Source organism: Proteus sp. MB838 (assembly GCF_054767435.1).
This window is the reverse complement of record NZ_BAABMO010000024.1, coordinates 19,780-42,144: the sequence shown is the minus strand read 5'-3', so window position 1 is coordinate 42,144 and position 22,365 is coordinate 19,780. Positions and strand designations below refer to the sequence as shown.

Below are 22,365 nucleotides of genomic sequence, written 5' to 3'. Positions count from 1 at the left end.
GGTATTATGTCTTATTAGTATTATTAACAAATTATTATATTCATTAACATTATAATAAAACATGATATTATAAAGCCTCTAAAAAATAATCTAATAACAATATAAATAGTAAGACTATTACTGAGGTAAAAGATGAACATTTCAAGGAGAAAGCTACTTTTAGGTGTTGGTGCTGCGGGCGTTTTAGCAGGTGGTGCGGCTTTAGTTCCAATGGTTCGCCGTGACGGCAAATTTGTGGAAGCTAAATCTAGAGCATCATTTGTTGAAGGTACGCAAGGGGCTCTTCCTAAAGAAGCAGATGTAGTGATTATTGGTGCCGGTATTCAGGGGATCATGACCGCTATTAACCTTGCTGAACGTGGTATGAGTGTCACTATCTTAGAAAAGGGTCAGATTGCCGGTGAGCAATCAGGCCGTGCATACAGCCAAATTATTAGTTACCAAACATCACCAGAAATCTTCCCATTACACCATTATGGGAAAATATTATGGCGTGGCATGAATGAGAAAATTGGTGCAGATACCAGTTATCGTACTCAAGGTCGTGTAGAAGCGCTGGCGGATGAAAAAGCATTAGATAAAGCTCAAGCGTGGATCAAAACAGCTAAAGAAGCGGCAGGTTTTGATACACCATTAAATACTCGCATCATTAAAGGTGAAGAGCTATCAAATCGCTTAGTCGGTGCTCAAACGCCATGGACTGTTGCTGCATTTGAAGAAGATTCAGGCTCTGTTGATCCTGAAACAGGCACACCTGCACTCGCTCGTTATGCCAAACAAATCGGTGTGAAAATTTATACCAACTGTGCAGTAAGAGGTATTGAAACTGCGGGTGGTAAAATCTCTGATGTGGTGAGTGAGAAAGGGGCGATTAAAACGTCTCAAGTTGTACTCGCTGGGGGTATCTGGTCGCGTTTATTTATGGGCAATATGGGTATTGATATCCCAACGCTCAATGTATATCTATCACAACAACGTGTCTCAGGGGTTCCTGGTGCACCACGTGGTAATGTGCATTTACCTAATGGTATTCATTTCCGCGAACAAGCGGATGGTACTTATGCTGTTGCACCACGTATCTTTACGAGTTCAATAGTCAAAGATAGCTTCCTGCTAGGGCCTAAATTTATGCACTTATTAGGTGGCGGAGAGTTACCGTTGGAATTCTCTATTGGTGAAGATCTATTTAATTCATTTAAAATGCCGACCTCTTGGAATTTAGATGAAAAAACACCATTCGAACAATTCCGAGTTGCCACGGCAACACAAAATACGCAACACTTAGATGCTGTTTTCCAAAGAATGAAAACAGAATTCCCAGTATTTGAAAAATCAGAAGTTGTTGAACGTTGGGGTGCTGTTGTGAGTCCAACATTTGATGAATTACCTATCATTTCTGAGGTCAAAGAATACCCAGGCTTAGTGATTAACACGGCAACAGTGTGGGGTATGACAGAAGGCCCAGCAGCGGGTGAAGTGACCGCTGATATTGTCATGGGCAAGAAACCTGTTATTGATCCAACGCCGTTTAGTTTGGATCGTTTTAAGAAGTAAACCCTTGTTTTACTGTAATTAAACACATTAAGGAGTTTTCATGCGCTATAAAAGTCTACTTGTTGCTTTACCTTTCGTGTTCGGTGTAGCAAGTGCAAATGCAGCGGAGAATGTTGTGCATCATAAATTAGACGGTATGCCTATTTCAGAAGCAGTTGAAATTAACGCAGGTAATAATCTGGTTTTCTTAAGTGGTAAAGTGCCTACTAAGAAATCCGCAGATGCACCAGAAGGTGAATTAGCTTCTTACGGTAATACCGAAGAGCAAACTATTAATGTTTTAGAACAAATCAAAACTAACCTGAATAACCTTGGTCTTGATATGAAAGACGTGGTTAAGATGCAAGTATTCTTAGTTGGTGGTGAAGAGAATAACGGCACTATGGATTTTAAAGGCTTTATGAACGGTTATTCTAAGTTCTATGACGCTTCAAAAACCAATCAATTACCAGCACGTTCAGCATTCCAAGTGGCTAAGTTGGCTAATCCAGCATGGCGTGTAGAAATTGAAGTGATTGTAGTTCGTCCTGCTAAATAAAGACACCCTGTATTTTACCTTATTTTAAGGTAAACCAATTTTATAAAACGCTAGAGAAGGGCAACTTTCTTTAGCGTTTTTTATGGCTATTTTTTTTCCGTTAGCCACTGAATAATAAAATCAGCAATAGCTTCTGGCGAATTAATATCTAGCAGTGGGAGGGATGTGTCTAAATCACTATCACTAGCTAGTGCAATCACATGTTCATCCAGTAACTCATTAACACTTCGCTCATTGATATGGCGGTAAAGTGCAATTTTAGGGATAGCCTCTGTTTTGAAACCTTCCACTAAAATCATATCGAGTTTACTTGCATCAAAACGAGAAGCGAGATAGTACAAATCCAGCTCAGCTAAATCAGGGGTTTCGGTCATTAATGCCCAACGTTGTTGACTAGCGACTAATGTTTGTTCGGCTCCGGCTTTTCTAAGTTCATAGCTGTCTTTGCCTGGTTTATCGACATCCATATCATGATGGGTATGTTTTATCATACCAACCCGAATATTTCTGTTACGCAACAAAGGAATAAGTTTTTTTAGTAAGGTTGTTTTACCTGTACCACTCCAAGCGGTGATCCCTAACAGCGGTAACTGATTTTGTGTCATCTTATGAGCTCCTATTTTGCTATGTGATTGGCGTTTGCTATATCTTCAGGTGTGTTTAAATTAATAAAGGCTGTGGCCTGATTAGCAAATAAAACCGGTTTAGCGGCGATTTGGCGCATAAATAGCATTAATTTACGGTCACCTTGAGCGAGATAAGCCTCAAGTGTTGGAATAAGACAACGATTTAACAGTGCCAGTGTTGGATGCTCTCGCTGCCCATCGTCGGCATAGACGGCTAAGGCATCCCCTTTGTGACGATAGAGCGTTTCAACCAAGTTGCTAGGAAAATAGGGGACATCACAAGGAACAAACACAACCCAAGGGGTTTGAGCTTGTTTTAATAATGCCAGCATTCCAGCTAAAGGACCGGAAAAATCACTGGTTTCATCGGTGATAACAGGATACTGGCTTTGGCGATAGCGTTCCAGATTACGGTTTGCACTAATCAGAATAGAGGCAACCTGTGGTGATAACTTTTGGGCAATATGGAGGTATAAAGGTAGCCCATGTAAGAGTTGAAGCCCTTTATCAGCGCCTCCCATTCTAGTAGCTTGGCCACCGGCGAGTATACCGCCTGTGATATTCTGGTTTTTCATAGTCAATATTTGTGAATGAGTTTGCGAAAAATTGCGAACAATACTTATCAAGTAAAGACGATATAGTAATAGAAAGCACGAACTTATTCTGGTTACATGTAAAGCAACAGCAATTTTTTTAAAAAAGCGTAATATTTACGCAGATTGACAGAGGTTGTCTTTTTCTCTTAGAGAATACTTGGTACTTTGTTGTTATTTTAATAATAAGGATTTTTTGTATGAAATGTCACCGTCTTAATGAAGTGATGGAATTATTGCACCCAGTATGGGAAGAGCATTCTGATTTAAACTTAGTTCAATTATTACAGAAACTGGCGGATGAAGCAGGTTTTAAAGGTCAACTTGCTGATCTAACTGATGATATTTTGATCTATCATCTAAAAATGCGCAATACCGCACCCACAGATGTTATTCCTGGGCTGAAGAAAGATTATGAAGAAGATTTCAAAACAGCTATTTTACGTGCTCGCGGTGTGATTAAAGATTAATTTCAGGATAGGACATGGCCATATCTGCCTCATTTAATTTTCAAGGATTGTCTCCCGATAGTATTTGGGATGCGCTAATTAATATTGGGTTTTATCCTGATTCAGGGCTGACGGAATTAAACAGCTACGAAAATCGTGTTTTTCAGTTTATGGATGAGCACAAACAACGTTATGTGGTGAAATTTTATCGTCCTCAACGTTGGAGCTATTCACAAATAAAAGAAGAACATGAATTTGTTTTAGCGCTAAAAGAGGCACAGGTTTCTGTCGCAGCGCCTATCGAGGTAAAAGGCGAAACAGTTCATCTTTCTAATGAAGGGTTTTATTTTGCATTATTCCCAAGTATTGGGGGAAGAGCATATGAAACTGATAATCTATTTCAGCTTGAAGAGGTGGGGCGGACATTAGGACGTATTCACCAAATAGGTAGAAAAAAGAGCTATCAATATCGGCCGACACTGTCTGTTGCGGACTATTTGGTCGCGCCAAAATTAGAATTTGAACAAAGTGATTTAGTTCCAACGCAATTAAAATCTCAATTTATTGATGCTATTGATAAAATTATTCATGAAGTGAGTCCTAAATTATCAGACTCAACATGGAAAAAATTACGACTACATGGGGATTGTCATCCCGGCAATATATTGTGGCGTGATGAAGTCGTTATGGTTGATTTTGATGATTCTCGTATGGGAAGTGCAATTCAAGATTTTTGGATGTTATTAAGTGGCTCAAAGCAAGATCAGCTTATACAGCTAGATACATTGCTTGAGTCTTATAATGAATATCAAGATTTTGATGTGAGAGAACTATCATTAATTGAACCTCTACGTGCGATGAGAATGGTGCATTATATCGCATGGGTATTAAAGCGCTGGAAGGATCCTGCTTTTCCAAGAACCTTTGTTTGGTTTCAAGAGCAAGACTTTTGGTTTAAACAACTCGCTTTATTTAAAGGGCAAGTGGAGCAATTAAATGAGCCACCTTTACAACTTAGCCCAATGTATTAATTTTTAGGAGATAATACGAAATGAAAAAAATTTGGCTGGCGTTAGCAAGTATGGTGTTAGCATTTGGTGTTTCAGCTGCCGATATTTCTGAAGGTAAGCAGTATACAAACCTTTCTAAGCCTGTTGCAGGTGCTCCACAAGTGGTTGAATTTTTCTCTTTTTATTGCCCTCATTGCTATCAGTTTTCTGAAGTGTATAAGGTCAATAGCACAGTTGAAAAAAATGTACCAGAAAACACCAAAATGGCTCGTTACCACGTTGACTTCTTAGGGCCGTTAGGTAAAGAGATGACCCGTGCATGGGCGGTTGCTATTGCATTAGGTGTTGAAGACCAAGTCTCTCCAGCCTTATTTAAAGGAATACAAGAAACACAATCTATTCGCTCTGTTGATGATATTCGCACTACCTTTATTAATGCAGGGGTAAAAGCGGAAGATTATGATGCAGCAATTAATAGTTTTGTGGTTAACTCATTGGTAAGCCAACAACAAAATGCGGTAACTGATTTCCAAATTAATGGTGTACCGGCAATGGTTATTGATGGTAAATATAAAATGAAAAATGATGGCATTAGTGCTAAATCACCAGAAGAGTATGCAAAAGCTTATTCTGATGTCGTCAATCAATTACTGATGAAAAAATAATTGATCAATTATTGCTAATTGATAGATAAGTAGAAATAGCTACCAATGTTAGATAAAAATGGCACCCACTGTTTGTGAGTGCCATTTTTTTATTCTTCATATTTCCTTCATAATATAACTATCCACATTAATTGATGTATATCTAATTAATTCAATATAATTAGTAATGCATCGTAAGTCATTGATTTTTTAATTATGTTAATAAAGTGAAAATAGACTTAATCACTTAATATAGATAGGGTTACAAAAATACTCACAGAGTTATCCACAGGATATTCATGAATAACACAAACAATGTAATGTCAGGGAAATAGTCTGTAATATTACTGTAAATCAATATTAACGAACTGACTCTTTTGGTTCCTTGTTTATGGTTGTGTTGCGCTAATTTTTTTAGGTAAAGAAGCAATAACTTGTTATATTTTAGTTTATTATTTTTCGCTGCTAAGTGTAATTGCTTAGTGTTTGGAAATGTTAAATAGCTAACCTCTTAGAATAATGAAAAATGTAGATTTTATGTTAATAATGATTATTTAGCATTTAATTTAACTGCTTTATTCTCCCATTTTGCTTATTTGACAATATTCTTTTACTTATGCTAGAACTGGTAATAGTTATATTTATTATCCAATATAAAAAATTCATTCTTATATATTGGATAAATAACAGTAGGAGGCGTGATGCAAAACGAAACAGATCCTGAAAATCTTACTTTACTCGATGAATCTACCTCAACAAGCCTTGTTCCTTATCGTGGAATTAGATTAGCGAATAACCCAATAAATAAATTAATGAGGAAAATTAAACAGAAACTCGGCACGCTAAATGAAATTAATATTGTCACATTAGTCAGTTGGATAGCAACAGTCACTGCCTGTGGTATGTATGTCTCTTATATTCCACAAATAATGGACAATCTTAATGGCATTAAAACTAGCCCATTCCAGCCTTTTGTTGCAGCCATAAACTGTTTATTATGGACTTATTATGGCGTGAAAAGTAAAGAATATCCCGTTGCGATTGCTAATGCTCCCGGTATTCTATTCGGTACTATTGCTTGCCTTACTGCAATTATTTAATTAATTAACTATACCGTGTTTTATTACCGTATTTTATTAAAAATAATATAGAGAATATAAATAACCATATATTATTGAGGTGTTTCTATATTATTTTTAGTCATTATTTTGTATAAAAACGAATAATATTTATCGTCTTTTTATTAAGATAAAATTGATCTGCTTGATTTATTCGAATCAATGATTGTCGGTGACTAACCGATAATTATATCTGTCTATCGTGATAAGAAGTTTGTCAATAATCTCAGGTAATATTCGTCTATTGCGTTGCAATGTGGCATTCTAGTCATATCAATGAACCTCAGAACAATGATGAACAGATTATGGTCCAGATAGCAGAAAACCCCTTTATCCTTGTAGATGGCTCTTCATACCTTTATCGTGCCTATCATGCTTTTCCTCCGCTAACTAATAGCAAAGGAGAACCCACAGGGGCGATGTATGGTGTGTTAAACATGCTACGCAGCCTAATAATTCAGTATAAGCCTAGTCATGTGGCGGTTGTGTTTGATGCTAAAGGCAAAACATTCCGTGATGAGTTGTATGAGGAATATAAATCTAATCGCCCACCAATGCCAGATGATCTGCGTGAGCAGATTGAGCCTTTGCATGAAATGGTTCAAGCGATGGGCTTACCGTTACTTTCTATTACTGGCGTCGAAGCTGATGATGTGATTGGCACATTGGCATTAAAAGCAGCCAGTGATGGTCGTAATGTGTTAATCAGTACCGGTGATAAAGATATGGCACAGCTAGTTACGCCCAATATCACACTTATCAACACGATGACGAATGTTATTTTAGGCCCCGATGAAGTTAAAGAAAAATATGGGGTGCCACCGGAGTTGATTATCGACTTTCTCGCCCTGATGGGTGACTCATCAGATAATATTCCCGGTGTTCCAGGGGTGGGTGAAAAAACAGCATTAGGGCTATTGCAAGGACTTGGTAGCTTAGAGGATATTTATCAACAGCTTGATAAAATAGCCACATTGAGTTTCCGAGGTGCGAAAACACTTGGCGCTAAAATGGTTGAACATGAGAAAGTTGCCAAACTTTCTTATCAATTAGCGACAATTAAAACAGATGTAGCGCTTGATAAAACCTTTGATGACTTAGTGGTTAATGAACCTAATTTAGATAAGTTACTTGAAATGTTTACGCGTTATGAATTTAAACGCTGGATAAGTGACTTACAAAATGGTGGTTGGTTAGCTCAACGCAGTAGCCGTAAAGCGCCAGTCCCCTATAGTGCAGAAGTCGCAACACCCAAAGAGCAGCCAGCTGCAGACAATTTCCCGGTTATCTCTCAAGAGAACTATGAGTCTATATTGACTCATGAAAGCTTAATGCGCTGGGTTGAGGTACTGAAAAAAGCGCCCGCTTTTGCTTTTGATACTGAAACAGATAGCTTGAATAATATTGATGCACGTTTAATCGGTCTGTCATTTGCGGTAGAGCCAGGCAAGGCCGCTTATATTCCATTGCGTCATGATTATCTAGATGCACCAGAGCAATTACCTGTTGATGAGGTACTAACTGCTTTAAAACCGATTTTAGAAGATAAAACCATCTTAAAAATTGGGCAAAACCTGAAATTCGACCGCGGCATTATGGAAAATGAAGGCATCGAATTAAACGGTATTTATTTTGATACCATGTTGGAGTCTTATGTCTTAAATAGTGTGAGTAGCCGCCATGATATGGATACCTTAGCGGAAAAGCATTTAAATCATAAAACGACGACATTTGAAGAGATTGCTGGTAAAGGTAAGGGGCAACTTACCTTTAATCAGATTGAGGTTGAACAAGCGACCTTATATGCAGCGGAAGATGCTGACATTACCTTGTTACTGCATCAAGCGCTTTATCCTCAAATAGAGGCGATTGCACCGCTAAAACACGTTTATCACGATATTGAGATGCCATTAGTCCCTGTGCTTTCACGCATGGAGCGTAAGGGCGTATTGATTGACGCACAAGTGCTTGCCATGCAATCCCAAGAAATCACTCAACGTTTAGCTGAGATTGAAAAAGAGACATTCGCGTTAGCAGGGCAAGAATTTAATCTCTCTTCACCTAAGCAATTACAAGAGATTTTATTTGAAAAACTCAATCTTCCTATTATCAAGAAAACACCAAAAGGTGCTCCTTCAACAAATGAAGAAGTGTTAGAAGCGTTAGCGCATAGTCATGAGTTACCTCGTTTAATTTTAGAACATCGTGGATTGGCAAAATTAAAATCGACTTATACGGATAAATTGCCGTTGATGGTCAATAGTAAAACTAAGCGGGTGCATACTTCATATCATCAGGCGGTGACTGCGACAGGACGTTTATCTTCTCGTGATCCTAATCTGCAAAATATTCCAGTAAGAAATGAAGAGGGGCGTCGTATTCGCCAAGCGTTTATTGCCCGTGATGGTTTTAAAATAGTTGCTGTCGACTATTCTCAAATCGAATTACGTATTATGGCGCATTTATCGCAAGATAAAGGTTTGCTTGATGCTTTTGCTCAAGGGAAAGATATTCACCGAGCTACTGCATCTGAAGTGTTTGGTATACCTTTAGACGAAGTCACCGCTGAGCAACGCCGTAGCGCTAAAGCAATTAATTTTGGTCTGATTTATGGGATGAGTGCTTTTGGTTTATCTCAACAAATTGGTGTTGAACGAAAAGAAGCACAGCGATATATGGATCTCTATTTTGAACGTTATCCAGGGGTATTAGATTATATGGAGCGTACCCGTAAACAAGCGTCACAGCAAGGCTATGTGGAAACGTTAGATGGACGCCGTTTATATCTGCCAGAGATTAACTCTAAAAATGCGATCCGACGTAAAGCATCAGAGCGTGAAGCGATTAACGCACCTATGCAGGGAACGGCAGCCGATATCATTAAAAAAGCAATGATTGCGGTGGATAATTGGATCTGTCATGAATGCCCTGATGATGTACATATGATTATGCAGGTACACGATGAATTAGTGTTTGAGGTACGAGAGTCATATTTAGAAAAAGCAAATGCGATGATCCATAAGCTCATGGAAAGTAGCATGGAGCTTGCTATTCCACTGAAGGTCGAAGTCGGAGTCGGTAATAACTGGGATGAAGCCCATTAATGACGAGATAACACTTTGTTTATAATAGATATCAGAATGGTTTTTTAACTGATGAATTTAAGCGGGATAGCCATAAGGTTTTCCCGCTTTGCTATATTTAAAGCTAGGGAAGGGGAACAATAGGAAGTGTGGGGGGATAAAAAATAAAAAGCCCAGTTGTTTGACTGAGCTTACACTATAAAAGTCATTAGTATTAACAATATCAAAAGTTAAATACATTCCATTAAGCAACTTGGGTGCTGTTGAGTTTGCTTAATTTTTTCTGTTTTTTCTCGATACGTTGACGTTTTAACGGCGATAAATGGTCTATAAATAGTTTACCATTGAGGTGATCTAGCTCATGTTGAATACAGCCAGCAAAGAGATCGGCTGCTTCTAGCTCGATTTCATCACCATTTCTATCTAGTGCTTTGACTTTTAAGTAGCGAAAGCGTTGTGTGGGAGCAAAAGAGTCTGGGATAGAAAGACAACCATCCATCATATCCATTATTTCATCTTCAGTACTGATAATTTCTGGGTTAATAAGAGCAATGGGTTGATCTCTATTTTCAGAAACATCAATAACGACAATACGTTTAGAGACATTAACCTGAGGAGCCGCTAAGCCAATTCCTCTTTCTGCGTACATGGTTTCAATCATGTCATCGATTAATGTGCGTATTTCGTCATCTACTTTTTCCACAGGTGTAGCAACTTTGCGTAGTCGCTCATCAGGAAAATGCAGTAGCGTTAATACAGCCATGAATACCTCATTTTATCGCTAATTTACAAATTTATTACGGTCTCGCGATAAGCCTATCACAAAATTAGTCTGTATAAACCGCACATTTTGTGTGATTTGTTTTATTTTTAAGCACTTTTTACAGGTGATTTAGATCTCATAAATATGTAATTAAACTACATTTATTGAGCGTTTGAATACATAAACATCAAGCTGAATCGTGTTTGCATGTGAAAAAAAATTACAAAAGGGCTTTTATTAGCCAAAAAAATAGAGTACATTATCTCTTGTAGGGTACAGAGGTAAGATGTTCTATCTTTCAGACCTTTTACTTCACGTAATCGGATTTAGCTGAATATTAGCTGCCCCAGTCGACTTTATTTCGACTGGGGCATTTTTTTATCTAAAATTTGCACGAGTGATTAATGCTAAGAATGGAAGGGGAAGCCATATTTTCCCCTAATAAAGCGGATAGTGAGTTAAGCTTCTGTCTCTGGTTCGTTAGTATCAGTAAACCACTCATTTAACGTATTACGTAATTTATCAATGCCTATTTTTTTCAAAGAAGAAAAACATTCAACACGTATATCACCTGATTTTTCTGACAGTGCATTTTGTACCGCCATTAACTGCTTTTTACGTGCCCCTGATGCTAATTTATCCGCTTTAGTGAGCAAGACGAGAGTCGGAAGCTCTGAATCCACCGCCCAATCAATCATCTGCATATCGAGATCTTTTAATGGATGACGGATATCCATTAAAATAACAACTCCTTTTAAGCACTCTCTTTTTTGCAGGTATTCACCTAAAGAGCGTTGCCATTTGCGTTTCATCTCTTCGGGGACTTGAGCATATCCGTAGCCAGGTAAATCGACTAAACGTCGTCCTTCCTCAATTTGAAACAGATTGATAAGTTGAGTACGACCGGGTGTTTTACTGGTTCTTGCCAATCCATTTTGTTGCGTTAGTGCATTTAATGCACTGGATTTACCCGCATTAGAACGACCCGCAAAGGCAATTTCAATTCCTGTATCTGGTGGTAAATGGCGGATATCAGGTGCACTGATAATGAAATGTGCTTTTTGGTAATTAAATTGGGTCATTATGGTATAAGCCTCTCTGAAATAATGCGCTTCCTCATGCATACTAAGATGAGTTTTGCATAGAGAATCGAAAATCGATTAATTAACTATTCCCTCTATTTTGGCGTAATTTAGCGACTTATAACAGTAATTAAACATGAAAATTTACCCTGTTATGATGTAAATGCGTTTATTGTGCGTAAATAAAGGTAAATGATTGGCACTATTTGCCCCAGCGAATTAAAATCGCTGCATATTAAGTAAGTTGTAGACTATTAAAGTAAAGGATCCCTGCATGTTAAAACGTTTTTTTGTCACTCTCGTTACCGCTTGCACCTTGACAACAACAAGCCTTGCAATGGCTGCAACGGGAGAGACCTTTGTTAAATTAGTCACATCTGAAGGCAATATTGAACTGTCACTGGATAATAAAAAAGCCCCTATCACAACGAAAAATTTTATTCAGTATGTCGAAGATGGTTACTATAACGGGACCACTTTTCATCGAGTGATCCCCGGATTTATGATCCAAGGTGGGGGATTTACGGCAGATTTGCAACAAAAGCAGACACGAGAGCCGATTAAGAATGAGGCTGATAATGGCTTACGTAACTTAAAAGGCACCATTGCAATGGCTCGTACATCAGATAAAGACAGTGCCACAAGCCAATTCTTTATTAATGTTGCTGATAATGCCTTTTTAGATCACGGTCAACGTGATTTTGGTTATGCGGTGTTTGGTAAAGTAGTGAAAGGCATGGATGTTGTCGATAAAATTTCACAAGTGCAAACCCGCAATATTGGTCCTTACCAAAATGTACCCGTTAAAACCGTGACGATTTTATCCGCTGAGGTGGTTAAAGAATAATGGGTGATTAGGTTAGACACTTCTCTAGCCTAAGTCAGTCAATGAACAGATATCCAGAATGCGTTCTCACATTCTGGATATTGTCGATCAAAAAAATTATTTCTGATCTTTGTTTTTGACATATGATCTTCTAGTACCGCGCTTGTTTGCTTTATTTATCTCTTAATTGATGAATAATCACCGTCATTATTGTTATTGCGCAATAAATCAACAGCTTTTCTTACTTACTATTTATATTTTACACCTGTGCTATGATAATCGGCTTCGTTGTATCCAGGTCGGTTGAATAACGAGCTATTTTGTCAGGGATATAACGGTTTCAAAATAGCATTAAAACAGATAATGATAATAAAATCAGTCGGATAAGCTAATATGCTGTTACTTATTGATAATTACGACTCGTTTACCTACAACCTTTACCAGTATTTTTGTGAACTGGGGGCGGAGGTTGTTGTTAAACGTAATGATGAGATTGGGCTTAAAGAGATAGAAAAGATGATGCCATCACATCTTGTTATCTCTCCGGGACCTTGCACGCCAGATGAAGCAGGGATCTCTCTTGAGGCGATACAGCGATTTGCCGGGGAAATACCTATTTTAGGTGTTTGCCTTGGTCATCAGGCGATTGGGCAAGCTTTTGGTGCATCCGTTATCAGAGCCCGTGAAGTGATGCATGGCAAAAATTCATTAATACACCATAATCAGCAAGGGGTGTTTAAAGGGCTTAATCGACCTTTAAGCGTTACCCGTTATCACTCTTTAGTGATTGATGCGACAACCTTGCCTGTCCCTTTTGAGGTTACAGCATGGAGCCAACATGACGGGAATGTTGATGAAATTATGGGGATACGTCATCGTACTTTACCCATTGAAGGTGTGCAATTTCATCCTGAAAGTATTCTGAGTGAACAAGGGCATGAGTTATTAAATAATTTTCTTAAATATTAATTGGATAATGAAAATTTAGCGTCATTATCCACTTTTATATCAAACCTTATTTGATTTTTTATTCATATTTAGTGATTATATTTTCATTGTATAGCTAAATGTCGGTCAGGTGGGGTAATGATAAATCAACGTATTAATAGGGCAACTTACGATCAGGTAATGTTGCCAATTTATTCACCAGCAGATTTTATTCCTGTTAAAGGGCAAGGTAGCCGTGTTTGGGATCAACAGGGAAAATCCTATATTGATTTTGCTGGTGGTATTGCTGTTCTAGCGCTTGGGCATGCGCATCCACTATTGAATAAAGCACTGCAAGAGCAAAGTGAGAAGCTTTGGCATGTAAGTAATGTGTTTACTAATGAGCCAGCATTATGTTTAGCTCAGAAATTAATCCAACATACTTTTGCTGAGCGTGTCTTTTTTGCCAATTCTGGGGCAGAAGCGAATGAAGCCGCACTTAAATTAGCACGACATTACGCTATTACCCGTCATAATCCTTATAAAACGAAGATAATTGCCTTCCACCACGCCTTTCATGGTAGAACATTTTTTACAGTCTCTGTTGGGGGACAACCTAAATATGCGGATGGTTTTGGTCCTAAACCTGCGGATATTATACATGTCCCTTTTAACTCTCTTGATGCTGTAAAAGCCGTGATTGACTCTCATACTTGTGCCGTAATACTGGAGCCTATCCAAGGTGAGGGCGGAGTGACACCGGCGACAGCGGAGTTTATGCATGGCTTACGTACACTATGTGATAAGCATCAAGCGCTATTAATTCTTGATGAAGTACAAACGGGTATGGGGCGAACCGGCAAACTATTTGCTTATATGCACTATGATATACAGCCCGATATTATTACCAGTGCCAAAGCATTAGGTAGTGGTTTTCCTCTCAGTGCGATGTTAACCACCGAGGATATCGCTTCGGTAATGGGGGTAGGAACACATGGTACGACTTATGGGGGGAACCCATTAGCCTGTGCAGTAGGCAATGCTGCTTTTGATTTAATCAACACTCAGGCGGTATTAGAAGGTGTCAGTGAGCGTCATCGTTGGATAGTGGATGAATTGCAGGCGATAAACCAAACTTATGCTGTGTTTTCTCAAATTCGTGGACAAGGCTTATTAATTGGCGCGCAGTTAGCACCACTGTATGCAGGTAAAGCAAAAGAGTTACTTGCACTGGCCTCTAAGCATGGCTTAATGATGTTAAATGCCGGGGCTGATGTAATACGCTTTACGCCAGCGTTGATTATTACCCTCGAAGAGTTACAAGAGGGCATGAATGCGTTACGAAAAGCGCTTGATGAGTTTGTAAAAGCAGAGTGAATTCAAATGTAAAACCCCATCATTGCGATGGGGCTTCATACAAAATAATCACTGTCCATCAGTTAAATGGGCTGTTTTCAATGCAACTTAACGAGTACCGTAAACAACGATAGTTTTACCGTGTGCTGAAATGAGGTTTTGATCTTCCAGCATTTTTAAAATACGGCCTACAGTTTCACGTGAACAACCTACAATTTGACCGATTTCCTGACGTGTAATTTTAATTTGCATGCCATCAGGATGCGTCATTGCATCAGGTTGTTTAGCTAAATTTAATAAAGTTTGTGCAATACGACCTGTTACATCAAGGAAAGCAAGGTTACCTACTTTTTCTGATGTGGTTTGTAATCTATTCGCCATTTGAGCGGAAAGGCGCATCAGAATGTCAGGATTGACCTGAATTAATTGGCGGAATTTTTTATAGGAAATTTCTGCTACTTCACAGGCTGTTTTTGCTCTAACCCATGCACTACGTTCTTGATCTTCTTCAAATAATCCAAGTTCACCGATGAAGTCACCTTGGTTTAGGTAGGAAAGGATCATCTCTTTTCCTTCTTCATCTTTAATAAGAACAGCCACGGAACCTTTAACAATATAATAAAGTGTTTCCGCTTTTTCACCTTGGTGGATCAGCGTGCTCTTGGATGGATATTTGTGAATATGGCAGTGTGACAAAAACCATTTAAGAGTCGGGTCTGTTTGCGGCTTGCCGAGAACCATTCGCGTTATCCTCTGTACGTTAATGCAGCCTTTCAAAACGGATTGACACCCTTTTGATACAGCGTGCTTAAAATCCTATCTTTACCGATTAACTTCCTGAGAATTCGGAAAGTTAATAAGGAATAGATTATAATAAATGAGAAAATAATGCATTGATCTTAACCACTATCATCAAGCAGATATTGTTTTTAACACAGTTAACGCATTAAGTCTCGTTTTACGCAGTCAGCATAATAAACCTATTTGCTAATTGCTAGTTGAATTATGAGAATGTACTCTTTTAGTCTTAGTTGTATTTAGGGGAAAAATAAAATGGAAGCACGTGTTAAATGGGTTGAAGATTTATCTTTTGTTGGCGAATCATCTTCCGGCCATCAAGTTATGATGGATGGTAATTCAGGTGATAAAGTGCCTAGTCCGATGGAAATGGTATTAATTGCTGCGGGTGGTTGTAGTGCTATTGATGTGGTGAGTATCTTACGTAAAGGTCGCCACCAAGTCATTGAATGTGAGGTAAAATTAACATCAAAGCGTCGTGAAGAGGCACCTCGTTTATTTACTGATATTAATTTACATTTCATTGTTTCCGGCAAAGCGTTGACAGATAAAATTGTTGAGCGAGCTGTACAATTATCAGCAGAAAAATATTGCTCTGTTTCTTTAATGTTAGGAAAAGCGGCCAATATTACGCACTCTTTTGAAATTAAAGATCCTGAATAAATTTGATATTTTAAAATAAATTTTAATATATAAAATAATATCCCTAAAATACGGGGATATTATTTTCGTCAAAAATAACATATCTATTTTAGCTAATTTTTTCACCATTCAATAATTTCTTCACCAGTGGTGCCATGATTAATTCCATCGCTAAGCCTAATTTCCCTCCTGGAACAACAATAGTATTGATAGTCGACATAAATGAACCATGCAACATTGCCAATAGATAAGGGAAATCGATATCGGTTAAGCCACGAAAGCGAATAACAATAAAACTTTCATCCAGTGTTGGAATAGCTTTAGCTGAGAAGGGATTAGAGGTATCCACCGTAGGAACGCGTTGGAAATTGATATGAGTACGAGAAAACTGTGGAATGATGTAACTGATATAATCATCCATCGAACGTACCACAGAATCTCTCACCGCTTCTTGAGAGTGCCCGCGCTCTGTGGTGTCTCTAATTAATTTTTGTATCCATTCAAGGTTAACAATAGGCACAACACCGACTAATAGGTCAACGTGTTGAGCGACATTATGTTGATCGGTAACGACTCCACCATGCAATCCCTCATAAAATAAAATATCTGTTTTTTCTGGCAATGCTTCCCAAGGTGTAAATGTCCCGGGTAATTGGTTATAAGGGGTTGCTTCATCATAAGAATGAAGATATTTGCGAAATTGCCCTTGCCCTGTTTGGCTATAGTGACTTAGGGTTGAACTTAATAAATTAAAGTCATTGGCTTCAGGGCCAAAATAGCTGATATGCCGTCCTTGCTCTTTCGCTTTTCTAATGGTCATATCCATTTCAGGGCGTGTATAACGGTGAAAACTATCCCCTTCAATAGAGGCTGCATGGGCGTTGAGTTGCTGAAATATTTTACGAAAAGCTTGGCTGGTTGTAGTAGTACCTGCACCACTTGAACCAGTAACAGCAATAATAGGGTGTTTGATTGACATATCATGTTCCTTTTCAAAATAAGGGCTATACCTTATTGTTAAATGTGATGTGATAGTGCCAACTTAGGTAAGATCAATCAGGGCGAAACTGTGCAGCTGGCATAATGTTGACGCTTTCATGAAGCTCAGACCACACTAACACGGCCTCACCCGAGACGAGTTGTTTTTTTACGTCGGCAACTTTTTGTTCAAGCGTTTTCTCTTGCATACCATAATCAGTCCCTTCTCGTAAAACGAAACTTTCAATCAAGTTATCTAGCGTTTCGGTTGATAGTTCTTGCCAAGGGATGATCATTTTACTTTCTCCAAATAGGTTGATAGCCAGTCGGGGATACGTTTTTCAAGCCACATTACAGGCTTAGAGAGTTTTCCACTAACAAAACCTACATGCCCACCAAATTCTGTTAATTGGTATTCAATATTTTTGGGTAATGTTGTGATATCAGGTATCACTTCTGTAGACATAAAGGGATCATCTTTGGCGTGAATGATAAGTGTATTTTTTTTGATCTGATTGAGTAAAGGGAGAGCGCTACATTGACGATAATAATCAAGGGCGTCTTTGAAACCGTGAATTTTTGCCGTGATCAGATCATCAAATTGACGTAACTTTTTAATGGATTTAATGGTTAATAGACTAATAGGTAACGATTGGGGATAGCGGATCAATTTGCGAGTTGCATTGCGTTTTAACCCTTTCAGTAAATACCATTGATAGAAGCGCGAAAATCCTCGCTCTATTTTGGTTGAGCAAGGTTCTAACATCAAAGGTGCTGACACTATAACAGCAGCATCTAATACCGCATTTTCACCACTTTCGGCAAGATAATAGGCCAGCATATTGCCTCCTAAAGAGTAACCTACCGCTGCGGTTGGTTGTTCGCCAAATTGCTCTTTTAACCAATTCAGAAAATAGCGGGCATCTTCTGTTTCACCAGAATGATAAATACGTTTTTGCCGATTGGGTTCGCCACTGCAGCCTCGAAAATGCATGACAACACCTAGCCATCCTCGCGCTTTCGCCGCGGCTAGCATGCCGTGAACATAAGGGCTATTAAAGTTACCTTCCAAACCATGAAAGATAACTAAACGGGGCTTATGTTGCGCTGTTTTGGGTTCTTCACTCCATGCTAAGTCGACAAAATCATTATCAGGCAAATTAAGCCGTTGCCAATAAGGCGTTAATAGCGGCGTTCTTCGCACTATTCGAGGCAAAAGTGTCTGTAAATGGGGATTCTTAGCCCAAGGTATTGGATCAAAATATTGAGACATAGTTCCGTTTATTAAAATGAATTAATGCTTGTTTGCTAAATAACATACTGCTATTTTCGGTGAAAATAAAACATCTGTCACATCTTTGAGCATTTCACTATGACAAATAGCCTAGTTGTTTCGTTGAGCGTTTTCCTTTTTATTGCAGCCATTACGCCCGGACCTAATAATTTACTATTAACCTCTTCGGGGGCTCATGTTGGTTTAAAACGCTCTTTAACGTTGATGGCAGGCATTATCGTCGGAATGCAATGTGTATTACTTAGCTCTGCGTTTGGTATTGCGACATTATTGATTATTTATCCTGCATTGCATATCGGTTTAAAGATTATTGGTAGCATTTATCTTTGTTGGTTAGCTTGGAAAACAGCAACCGCTTCTTATCAACGATTAGATATTTCAAGTAAAGTGCCCCAAACAGTGACGGCGTTTCAAGGTGGATTATTGCAATTTTTAAATCCAAAAGCTTGGATGATGGGGCTAGGCGCCGTAGGAAGTTTTAGTTTAGCCGGTGATGGTTATTTGGGATCGATTGGTGTGATTAGTGTTGTGATGTTGTTGGTTAATTTTATCGCTGGTATGGTATGGATTTTAGGTGGAACATTTATCAGTCGTTTTTTACAAAGCAGACGAGCATGGTTCTTATTTAATATTATAATGGGGATATTAACCGCCATGTGTATTCCATTGATTTGGATTGAATAAATATAGACTAAAATAAATGATTTAATTTCTTTTTATTGTTGTAAATAATATTTTTTTTAGTTTAGTTAGTCTCTTGTTTTGTTGTATTGCGTTTAATTAGCTAATTTAGCTATGTTGAGTCATTTTCTACGATTATTATTATACCCAAATATGTTATTTAATCACACATTACACATAATTATTTATTACCGTTGTTGATGATTATCTATTAATAATATTAAGTATGATTAAAGTGTTGTTTTGTGTATTTCTTGATTATTTTATCTTTAATTTTAATCGTAGCTGTGACAAGGAATTATTTATTCCGTTTGATTGACCATAGTTGTTGAGTGTTTATTGGTTGTTTATTTTTATTAACATTAATTTTATGATTATTTATCAATGGGATAAAATTTTATTATTATGCTATATATTGATATTTAATGGAGTTTTATCTGCAGTGATATTAAGGAATAAATTATTTCAAAAAACTAAAAAAATTTAAGCATTATTTATAATTTGTTTAAAAATAGATGTGCTTATACGTAAAATTTTAGATAAAATCATAAACAGAATTATTATAAAGGTATTGTTAATATTATTAACATTTTCTATTGAGTAGATGATGTTTTTTATTCACTTTACCATCAATAATTAATTATTTAATACAATTAAATTTGTTAATAATTAAATCATTATAAAAATAGTATAATTTAAGTGGATTATGTCATTATGCCTACATTAACGAAGATAGCGTGGATAAAACCAGGGATGGCGACAAATCAACGTAAAATAGCGGATTATATTTTAGAACACCCTGAAAAAATCGTGACTTTATCATCACAGCAATTAGCCGAAATTATGGGAGTCAGCCAATCAGCAATAGTGAAATTTAGTCAAAAGATAGGATTTAAAGGATTTCCTTCTTTAAAGCTGGCTATCAGTGAAGATTTAGGCCGAAAAAATGCTAATTCAGAAAAAAATTCCAGCATATTACATAACCAAATAGATTCAGAGGATAGCCTGGTTGTTATTGCGCAGAAATTAGCACAAGAAAAAAATAATTTAATTCGGGATACCACACGTCAAATTAATTATCACCAGTTTGAACAAGTGATCCAACAGATTGATGACGCCTCTCGGGTACAAATTATAGGTATTGGTGGATCAGGTTTAGTTGCCAGAGATTTAAGTTATAAATTACAGAAAATAGGTATTACGACTTTAATTGAAACTGATCACCATGTACAAATTTCTGTTGCTCAGATGTTAAGCCCTCGGGATTTACAAATTGTGATCTCTTACAGTGGCAAAAGAAAAGATATGCTGGTCGCTGCATCTGTGGCTAAAAAACAAGGTGCTAAAATTATAGCGATCACAGGAGAAAAACATTCACCACTAGGTCTGATGGCCGATTATATATTAGAAACTATTGCTGATGAAGGTGAGTGGCGTAGTGCTGCTATTTCTTCTCGCACTGCACAAAACACCATTACCGATCTTATCTTTATGGCATTATTAAAGAAGCGTGATGAAAATGCGAAGGCTTTAGTATTAAGCTCTCAAGCACTAATTAATAGTCTGGATGATTAATTTATTTGAACTGATTCAAATTTTTAATATTTAAAAGTTAATATTTACACTTATTTCTAAAGTTATTCTCTTTGTAGCCGAAACGTTAGTTATTTAGCACGTGTTTTTTTATTGAGATATCTCATTTCAATGACGAGGAGAGTAACTAATGCGTAACAATCAACCGGTGACACAGCGAGAATATCCGGTAGCTGAAAACGCAACACTGATGTCAACAACCGATGTTAATGGCAATATTATTTATGCTAATGAGGATTTTGTTGAAGTCAGTGGTTTTTCAGCACAAGAGTTAATGGGGCAACCCCATAATATTGTCAGACATCCAGATATTCCTGCTGATGTATTTAGAGACATGTGGAAAACATTAAAACAGGGGGAGGTTTGGACGGGAATAGTTAAAAATAGGCGCAAAAATGGCGATCATTATTGGGTAAGGGCTAATGTCACCCCTATTATTCGTCAAGGTAAAATTCAAAGTTTTATGTCAGTGAGGACGGCGGCAAAAAAAGAAGAAGTAGAACAAGCCGCAGCACTGTATGCCGCTTTTAACCAAGGTAAATATCCCTCTCACACTTTTTCTAAGGGGGCTTTCATTTATAAGGGCTGGAAAAGTTGGCGCTCATGGAAACAAACACTCTCACTAAAGCAGCGTGTACGCTTACTTCTTTTATTACCATTTCCTTTTATATTATTAAGTGTTTGGTTTGCTGGTTTAAATGGTTGGGGTTTATTCATTCATACCGCTATCTTACTTTCACTATTGATAGCCAATGAGCGAATTTTTTATTTTCAAATAGTGAAGCCGATTATGATCCTTAATAAACATGCTAATCGGGTGGCTACAGGTGATGAACACAACGTTGATTATCTTGATCGTATTGATGAAATTGGTATGACTCAACGTTCTGTAAATCAATTAGGGCGGATGTTTCGTTGGCTTGTGAACGATGTCAGTCATCAAATTCATCAAGTTGCTTTTTCTTGTGATCAACTAGCTGCGGGGAATCGTGATCTCTATACGAGGACTGAACAAACTGCAAGTCATGTTGAGACTACTGCGTCAACCATGAATCAATTAACCACAGCGGTGAGTAATAATAGTGAAACGGCAGGGCAGGCTAATAATTTATCTAATATGACTTGCAAGGCAGCAATACAAGGCGGAACAGCAATGGATACTATTGTGCATACGATGGACGATATTGCGACAAGTTCTGAGCGTATCAGTAATATTATTGGTGTCATTGACAGTATTGCATTTCAAACCAACATATTGGCATTAAACGCTTCGGTGGAAGCCGCCAGAGCAGGAGAGCAAGGACGCGGTTTCTCTGTGGTAGCCAGTGAGGTGCGTAATTTAGCGCAACGCAGTGCAGAGGCGGCAAAAGAGATCAAAACATTGATTAATACATCAAGTAACAATATTAAGATTGGCTCAAAGCAAGTAAATGAGACGGTGGAAACAATGGAAAATATTGTGGTTCATGTAAAAAATGTCACGAGTCTTATTGGTGAAATCAGCCTTGCATCATCAGAACAAAGTGCAGGATTAAAAGAGCTCGGTCGAGCTGTAGAGCAGTTAGAATCAATAACACATGAAAATGCAGATTATGTCTCTAAAGCGTCGTTAATTTCCGGAGAAATGAAAGAACAAACGAATTATTTAGTAAAAGCCATTCATGTATTTCACTAAATAATAAGAAAAGTAGAAGAGAGAAAATAGGTAGAGATCTTACAGATAATATAAAACACCTCATTTTTATGAGGTGTAATTATTTGATTAAATTGTATTAAATAATTAATTATGGAAAAAATAGTGTCTCTTATT

At 37.7% G+C, this 22,365-nt stretch carries 23 protein-coding genes; 15 read left to right on the top strand and 8 right to left on the bottom strand.

Annotated features, from left to right (window positions below):
• Window positions 1-132 precede the first annotated feature (132 nt).
• Together ACYUCW_RS11705 and ACYUCW_RS11700 are read left to right on the top strand one after the other, a co-directional pair.
• On the top strand, window positions 133-1,554 hold the full coding sequence (locus ACYUCW_RS11705) for an NAD(P)/FAD-dependent oxidoreductase (RefSeq protein ID WP_004246855.1): 1,422 nt from the start codon (window positions 133-135) through the stop codon (window positions 1,552-1,554).
• Window positions 1,555-1,594: 40 nt separating this feature from the next.
• The gene (locus ACYUCW_RS11700) at window positions 1,595-2,092 is read left to right on the top strand and encodes a RidA family protein (RefSeq protein WP_460408647.1); all 498 of its coding nucleotides are present in this window, start codon (window positions 1,595-1,597) and stop codon (window positions 2,090-2,092) included.
• An 86-nt stretch (window positions 2,093-2,178) separates the two neighbouring features.
• Here the strand turns inward: ACYUCW_RS11700 and mobB are convergent, their stop codons facing one another.
• Together mobB and mobA are read right to left on the bottom strand one after the other, a co-directional pair.
• The gene (gene mobB / locus ACYUCW_RS11695) at window positions 2,179-2,697 is read right to left on the bottom strand and encodes a molybdopterin-guanine dinucleotide biosynthesis protein MobB (RefSeq protein ID WP_004246857.1); all 519 of its coding nucleotides are present in this window, start codon (window positions 2,695-2,697) and stop codon (window positions 2,179-2,181) included.
• Window positions 2,698-2,708: 11 nt separating this feature from the next.
• Entirely contained in the window at window positions 2,709-3,293 is a 585-nt protein-coding gene (gene mobA, locus ACYUCW_RS11690; protein ID WP_049257554.1) for a molybdenum cofactor guanylyltransferase MobA, read from the bottom strand.
• A 218-nt stretch (window positions 3,294-3,511) separates the two neighbouring features.
• Here mobA and ACYUCW_RS11685 point away from each other — a divergent pair, with 218 nt between their 5' ends.
• The 5 genes from ACYUCW_RS11685 (at window position 3,512) to polA (ending at window position 9,636) form a co-directional block, all read left to right on the top strand.
• Window positions 3,512-3,781 carry a YihD family protein gene (locus tag ACYUCW_RS11685; RefSeq protein WP_004246861.1) on the top strand — a complete coding sequence of 90 codons (270 nt, stop codon included), beginning with the start codon at window positions 3,512-3,514 and terminating at the stop codon, window positions 3,779-3,781.
• Between the two features lie 14 nt (window positions 3,782-3,795).
• The gene (locus ACYUCW_RS11680) at window positions 3,796-4,791 is read left to right on the top strand and encodes a serine/threonine protein kinase (protein WP_004246862.1); all 996 of its coding nucleotides are present in this window, start codon (window positions 3,796-3,798) and stop codon (window positions 4,789-4,791) included.
• Window positions 4,792-4,811: 20 nt separating this feature from the next.
• Window positions 4,812-5,435 (top strand): thiol:disulfide interchange protein DsbA, encoded by a 624-nt coding sequence (gene dsbA / locus ACYUCW_RS11675; RefSeq protein ID WP_004246863.1) that lies wholly within the window; start codon window positions 4,812-4,814, stop codon window positions 5,433-5,435.
• Between the two features lie 680 nt (window positions 5,436-6,115).
• Window positions 6,116-6,514 (top strand): SemiSWEET family transporter, encoded by a 399-nt coding sequence (locus ACYUCW_RS11670; protein WP_163748105.1) that lies wholly within the window; start codon window positions 6,116-6,118, stop codon window positions 6,512-6,514.
• Window positions 6,515-6,837: 323 nt separating this feature from the next.
• A complete protein-coding gene (polA, locus tag ACYUCW_RS11665) occupies window positions 6,838-9,636 on the top strand; it encodes a DNA polymerase I (protein ID WP_460408643.1) in 2,799 nt (932 codons plus the stop codon).
• 223 nt (window positions 9,637-9,859) lie between these two features.
• Here polA and def read toward each other — a convergent pair whose 3' ends face one another.
• Window positions 9,860-10,378 carry a peptide deformylase gene (def, locus tag ACYUCW_RS11660; protein WP_004246867.1) on the bottom strand — a complete coding sequence of 173 codons (519 nt, stop codon included), beginning with the start codon at window positions 10,376-10,378 and terminating at the stop codon, window positions 9,860-9,862.
• A 286-nt stretch (window positions 10,379-10,664) separates the two neighbouring features.
• On the opposite strand from def, the gene spfP reads away from it, so the two are divergent.
• Complete coding sequence (gene spfP, locus ACYUCW_RS11655; protein ID WP_438361642.1) at window positions 10,665-10,712, top strand: small protein SpfP; 48 nt, start codon at window positions 10,665-10,667, stop codon at window positions 10,710-10,712.
• A 124-nt stretch (window positions 10,713-10,836) separates the two neighbouring features.
• Here spfP and yihA read toward each other — a convergent pair whose 3' ends face one another.
• The gene (gene yihA / locus ACYUCW_RS11650; RefSeq protein WP_004249106.1) at window positions 10,837-11,460 is read right to left on the bottom strand and encodes a ribosome biogenesis GTP-binding protein YihA/YsxC; all 624 of its coding nucleotides are present in this window, start codon (window positions 11,458-11,460) and stop codon (window positions 10,837-10,839) included.
• A 274-nt stretch (window positions 11,461-11,734) separates the two neighbouring features.
• On the opposite strand from yihA, the gene ppiA reads away from it, so the two are divergent.
• The 3 genes from ppiA to ACYUCW_RS11635 all read left to right on the top strand — a co-directional run bounded on the left by ppiA (window position 11,735) and on the right by ACYUCW_RS11635 (window position 14,590).
• Window positions 11,735-12,307 (top strand): peptidylprolyl isomerase A, encoded by a 573-nt coding sequence (ppiA, locus tag ACYUCW_RS11645; protein ID WP_004246869.1) that lies wholly within the window; start codon window positions 11,735-11,737, stop codon window positions 12,305-12,307.
• A gap of 372 nt (window positions 12,308-12,679) precedes the next feature.
• Complete coding sequence (locus tag ACYUCW_RS11640) at window positions 12,680-13,255, top strand: aminodeoxychorismate synthase component II (protein WP_004246870.1); 576 nt, start codon at window positions 12,680-12,682, stop codon at window positions 13,253-13,255.
• Between the two features lie 117 nt (window positions 13,256-13,372).
• Window positions 13,373-14,590: an aspartate aminotransferase family protein gene (locus ACYUCW_RS11635; RefSeq protein ID WP_004249107.1), complete on the top strand. Its 1,218-nt coding sequence runs from the start codon at window positions 13,373-13,375 to the stop codon at window positions 14,588-14,590.
• Between the two features lie 87 nt (window positions 14,591-14,677).
• On the opposite strand, the gene crp is transcribed toward ACYUCW_RS11635, so the two are convergent.
• Window positions 14,678-15,310: a cAMP-activated global transcriptional regulator CRP gene (gene crp, locus ACYUCW_RS11630; protein ID WP_460408641.1), complete on the bottom strand. Its 633-nt coding sequence runs from the start codon at window positions 15,308-15,310 to the stop codon at window positions 14,678-14,680.
• Between the two features lie 312 nt (window positions 15,311-15,622).
• Here crp and ACYUCW_RS11625 point away from each other — a divergent pair, with 312 nt between their 5' ends.
• Window positions 15,623-16,030, top strand: a complete 408-nt coding sequence (locus tag ACYUCW_RS11625) for an OsmC family protein (RefSeq protein WP_460408640.1) — start codon at window positions 15,623-15,625, stop codon at window positions 16,028-16,030.
• Between the two features lie 88 nt (window positions 16,031-16,118).
• On the opposite strand, the gene ACYUCW_RS11620 is transcribed toward ACYUCW_RS11625, so the two are convergent.
• From ACYUCW_RS11620 to ACYUCW_RS11610, 3 genes are all read right to left on the bottom strand, one after another.
• Complete coding sequence (locus tag ACYUCW_RS11620; RefSeq protein ID WP_163748103.1) at window positions 16,119-16,988, bottom strand: phosphoribulokinase; 870 nt, start codon at window positions 16,986-16,988, stop codon at window positions 16,119-16,121.
• Between the two features lie 73 nt (window positions 16,989-17,061).
• Window positions 17,062-17,283 (bottom strand): YheU family protein, encoded by a 222-nt coding sequence (locus tag ACYUCW_RS11615; protein WP_004246876.1) that lies wholly within the window; start codon window positions 17,281-17,283, stop codon window positions 17,062-17,064.
• On the bottom strand, window positions 17,280-18,260 hold the full coding sequence (locus ACYUCW_RS11610; protein ID WP_004246877.1) for a hydrolase: 981 nt from the start codon (window positions 18,258-18,260) through the stop codon (window positions 17,280-17,282). The genes ACYUCW_RS11615 and ACYUCW_RS11610 overlap by 4 nt, the downstream gene beginning before the upstream one ends.
• Before the next feature lie 99 nt (window positions 18,261-18,359).
• On the opposite strand from ACYUCW_RS11610, the gene ACYUCW_RS11605 reads away from it, so the two are divergent.
• The 3 genes from ACYUCW_RS11605 to ACYUCW_RS11595 all read left to right on the top strand — a co-directional run bounded on the left by ACYUCW_RS11605 (window position 18,360) and on the right by ACYUCW_RS11595 (window position 22,230).
• Window positions 18,360-18,965 carry a LysE family translocator gene (locus tag ACYUCW_RS11605; RefSeq protein ID WP_004249109.1) on the top strand — a complete coding sequence of 202 codons (606 nt, stop codon included), beginning with the start codon at window positions 18,360-18,362 and terminating at the stop codon, window positions 18,963-18,965.
• 711 nt (window positions 18,966-19,676) lie between these two features.
• The gene (locus tag ACYUCW_RS11600) at window positions 19,677-20,537 is read left to right on the top strand and encodes an SIS domain-containing protein (RefSeq protein ID WP_285218959.1); all 861 of its coding nucleotides are present in this window, start codon (window positions 19,677-19,679) and stop codon (window positions 20,535-20,537) included.
• Window positions 20,538-20,685: 148 nt separating this feature from the next.
• Window positions 20,686-22,230, top strand: a complete 1,545-nt coding sequence (locus ACYUCW_RS11595; RefSeq protein ID WP_049203550.1) for a methyl-accepting chemotaxis protein — start codon at window positions 20,686-20,688, stop codon at window positions 22,228-22,230.
• Window positions 22,231-22,365 lie beyond the last annotated feature (135 nt).